Source organism: Mycobacterium sp., assembly GCF_044370595.1.
Taxonomy (GTDB): domain Bacteria; phylum Actinomycetota; class Actinomycetes; order Mycobacteriales; family Mycobacteriaceae; genus Mycobacterium.
Genome location: NZ_JBILVF010000227.1, coordinates 1 through 3517, shown reverse-complemented (window position 1 = coordinate 3517; position 3517 = coordinate 1). Strand labels below are relative to the sequence as shown.

Annotated in this window: 3 protein-coding genes, 1 tRNA gene and 1 other RNA gene; 2 read left to right on the top strand and 3 right to left on the bottom strand. The window is 65.8% G+C overall.

From position 1 onward, the window contains the following. Together ADBZ5N_RS17995 and ffs are read right to left on the bottom strand one after the other, a co-directional pair. Window positions 1-812 (bottom strand): aminotransferase class I/II-fold pyridoxal phosphate-dependent enzyme (locus tag ADBZ5N_RS17995; RefSeq protein ID WP_526259814.1); only part of this gene is annotated, 812 nt, incomplete at its 3' end. A gap of 16 nt (window positions 813-828) precedes the next feature. Then, an RNA gene (ffs, locus tag ADBZ5N_RS17990) (signal recognition particle sRNA small type) lies at window positions 829-923 on the bottom strand. 75 nt (window positions 924-998) lie between these two features. On the opposite strand from ffs, the gene ADBZ5N_RS17985 reads away from it, so the two are divergent. After that, window positions 999-1084 (top strand) — tRNA-Ser (locus ADBZ5N_RS17985). A gap of 61 nt (window positions 1085-1145) precedes the next feature. Next, a complete protein-coding gene (gene lucA / locus ADBZ5N_RS17980) occupies window positions 1146-2000 on the top strand; it encodes a lipid uptake coordinator LucA (protein WP_526259812.1) in 855 nt (284 codons plus the stop codon). 16 nt (window positions 2001-2016) lie between these two features. On the opposite strand, the gene ADBZ5N_RS17975 is transcribed toward lucA, so the two are convergent. Beyond that, the coding region (locus tag ADBZ5N_RS17975) for an alpha/beta hydrolase family protein (RefSeq protein WP_526259810.1) at window positions 2017-3517 on the bottom strand (1501 nt) is incomplete at its 5' end.

Genomic DNA, 3517 nt, shown 5'->3' with positions numbered 1-3517 from the left:
GAGCCGCCGAAGAAGCTGACCCCGGCCCCGGCAAAGGTGATCTTGGAGGTGGAGGCGAACACATACGGCCGGTGGGGATGCCCGCCGGCGGCCGCCAAGCCCAGCACGTCCACCTGCCGCGGAAACTCCGGCGTCAGCGTGTGCACCGGGTAGGAATTATCCCAGAAGAGCCGGAAATCCGTTGCGGCGGTGTTCATTTGGACCAGCCGACGCACCACTTCCCAGGAGTAGACCGCACCGGTGGGGTTGGAAAACACCGGAACGCACCACATGCCTTTGATAGCCGGGTCGGCATCGACGAGTTCTTCGACCAGATCGACGTCGGGGCCGTCGTCGCGCATCGGGACGGTGATCATCTCGACGCCGAGGCTCTCGGTGACCGCGAAGTGCCGGTCATAGCCCGGGGACGGGCAGAGGAACTTCACCACCGGCTCGCGCACCCACGGCCGGGGCGAGTCCACCGCGCCGTGCAACATCGCGAACACCACGGCGTCGTGCATCAATTCCAGACTGGAATTGTTGCCGGCGATCAGGTTGGGCACCGGGATGCCGAGCAGTTCGCCGAAGACCGCGCGCAGGGCGGGTAAGCCGTGCTGGCCACCGTAGTTTCGGGTGTCTGTTCCCTCGGCGTCGCGGAAGTCGCCGCTGCCTGGTAACTCCAGCAGGGCGTTGGACAGGTCGAGTTGCGCGGCCGACGGCTTACCCCGGGTGAGGTCGAGGGCGAGTTTCTTGCCCTGAAGGTCGGCGTAGTTGCGTCGCTGCTCGTCGTGCCGGAGTTGCAATGCGTCGCGGCTGAGGGTTTGAAACGACACCGCCGGGCCTTTCCGAAGAAGGGGACCCCGCGCACCCGCCAGAGCCCGTTGACCCTTGCTGCCTTCCAGCCCTGGGGGAGTTCACAGGTTGGACGCCGCGCGGGGTCCATGGCGAGTGTAATACCGGCCGGTCGGGCCAGAACAGCCGGTCGAGGGCCACCCACCGGGTCGGCTACCATTGCCGACGGAGGATTCGCCTAGTGGCCTATGGCGCTCGCCTGGAACGCGGGTTGGGTTAACAGCCCTCAGGGGTTCAAATCCCCTATCCTCCGCACCGGTCCGGGGTGCGATCCCTTCTGGTCGCACCCCGGACCTTGAATTTCGAGGAGGAGCATGAGCCTGCGCGCCGCGAAGGCACTGCATCTGGCTCTTTTCCTGGTCGGCGTCGCGTTGTACGTGGTATTCGTGCTGCCGCGCTGGTGGGTGCTGACCGGCGACATCCCCACCGCCGTGGCCACCGCGGGCCGGATCGTCGCGGGGATCCCGATCGCCCTGGCGGCGATGCCGGTACTGGCGATACTTCGCCTGGCGCTCAGCCGCAAAGCCAAGACCCCGGAGTTGGCGCTGCGACTGCGGGCATGGTCGGCCGTGCTGCACGTGGTCGCCGGAGTGCTGATCCTGGTGACCGCCGTTGTGGAGATCTGGCTACGCCTCGCGGTCGGCGGCCCTTACCTGTTCGCTGTCTACGGCGCTGCCGCGGCGATCGCGATTCTGGCGGTACTCGCTCTGTACCTGTCGTTCGCGGCCGAGAAACCTCCGGCCCCGCCCAAACCTCCGAAGGCGGCCAAGGTCAAGGCGGCCAAGGTCAAGGCCAAGGTCCAGGCGGCGAGGGTCAAGGCGGCGAGGAAGCCGGGGGCGCCGCGGTTCGGCAAGAAGCGAGCCGCCGCAACCGGCAGTCCGGCCGACGAGCCGGCGGAGACCGCGGAGACCGGCGCCGATCCGTCGTCCTCGAAGGAGGACACCCACTCCGAAGCCACAGTCACCGAAGCCACAGTCACCGAAGCCACAGTCACCGAAGCCACAGTCACCACAGTCAGACAATCCGGCGCCGGCGAGATCGTTGCCGACGAGCTCACCGAGGACGGGGCACCCGGTCCGCACGACGAAGCCGGTGCGCCACAGCCGACTGCGGCGATCCTGCGCAACAAGCGCCCGGCCCCGAAGAGCCGACACCGTTTGCGGCGCTAGCCAATCCAGCGAGGGCTTATGCGGGAAGCAAGCCCGGCACGGGGTTCGGAATGGCCGTACCCGTGGTCGGCAGGCTCACCGAGATATCGCTAATGTTCACGTTCCAGATGACGGCGGTGTTCTGGAAGAGCGATGAGTTGGCGACGAACTGCAGCGTCAAAGCCGCACCCGGGGTCGAAGGCGCGGTGTAGGCGATGTTGGCGATCTCGAAGTTCTCGATCGTGTGTTCCTTGCCGTCCAGGGTCACCGGGATGGGCGTGTTGGTGTTTCCGAGCACCTGACCGGAGGCGTTGTCGACAATCTGTGCGTAGATCGCCTTGGCGTTACCCAACCCGGAGTAGGTGAAGCTCACCTTGGGGGCACCGACGATGTTCTTCGGATCAGTCGCTGCGATGGGAATGTCCAGATTGACCGCGTTCTTCGCTTTGGTCGCGAAAACCTGATTCGCCGGGAACTCACATAGCCTGGACACCGTCGCGCAGGACGCCCCGGCTGGGTCCTCCTCGGTCAGCGGACCGGACTTGCTGGTGAACGAGTTGATGTTGCCGCCGGTGGCCTTGGTGGCCAGGATCGGAGCCGTGTTCTGGAAGGCCGCCGTCCACGGCATGCCCGCGAAGGAGGCCAGCGCGGTCCCCTTCTGATCCCACCACTGGAACGGTGCGATGGCAGAAAGCAGACCGTTGATCGGGTCGATGACCGCCGGGATCCCCGCGAGGTAGCCCTTGGTGTACTTATTCACCCAAAGCAGGTTCTCGACGAACAACACTTGTGCCTGCGCGGCCAACTGCTGCGGGGTCTGGGAGGTGCAGAACCCATGGCCTCCGCAGTACCAGATCATCTTGACCAGGTCGGCGTTGGGGCCGGCGAAGAACGGGTTCTGCTCAAGCTGGGTCCGGGCGTTTTCGAGGGCCTGCTGCAGCGGGAACAGCGGGTCGGCGGTGCCTTGGACGTACATCGTCGGGGCATTCAGCTTGGTCAGCAGCGTGGTCGGGCCGCTGCTGGCGAGCACCGCCTGTGCGGTCTCGGACAGGAAGCCGAACAGATTGCCGGTGATGATTCCCTGGGTGATCTGGGAATTGATCCGGTCGATCGAGGACGCCCCGGTGCCCAGGAGCCCCAAGGCGAGCGAGTTGACGTACGCGGTCTTGAACACCTCGTTCGGGTACAGCGACTCGTTGAACGAGTTCCAGGCGATGGCCGGCACAATGGCTTTGATGCGCGGGTCGACGGTGCTCATCTGGATACCGCCGCCGTAGGAGCCGCCGATCATCGCGACGTCGGGTTTTCCGCCCTCATTCAGCAGCGGGGTATTGGCCTGAGCCCAGTCGATCAGGGCGGAGACATCGCGGCCCTCGTAGAACGGATTGTCCAGCTGCAGGATGCCACCGGAAGCGAACTCACCACGCGGATCCCAGGTGACGACGTTGAATCCGAGCGGAGCTGCAGCGAAGGGTCCCGGCAGTCCCTGTCCGCGTATCAGCCCCAGCCCGGGCGCCGAGCCCGAGGCCTGGAACGAC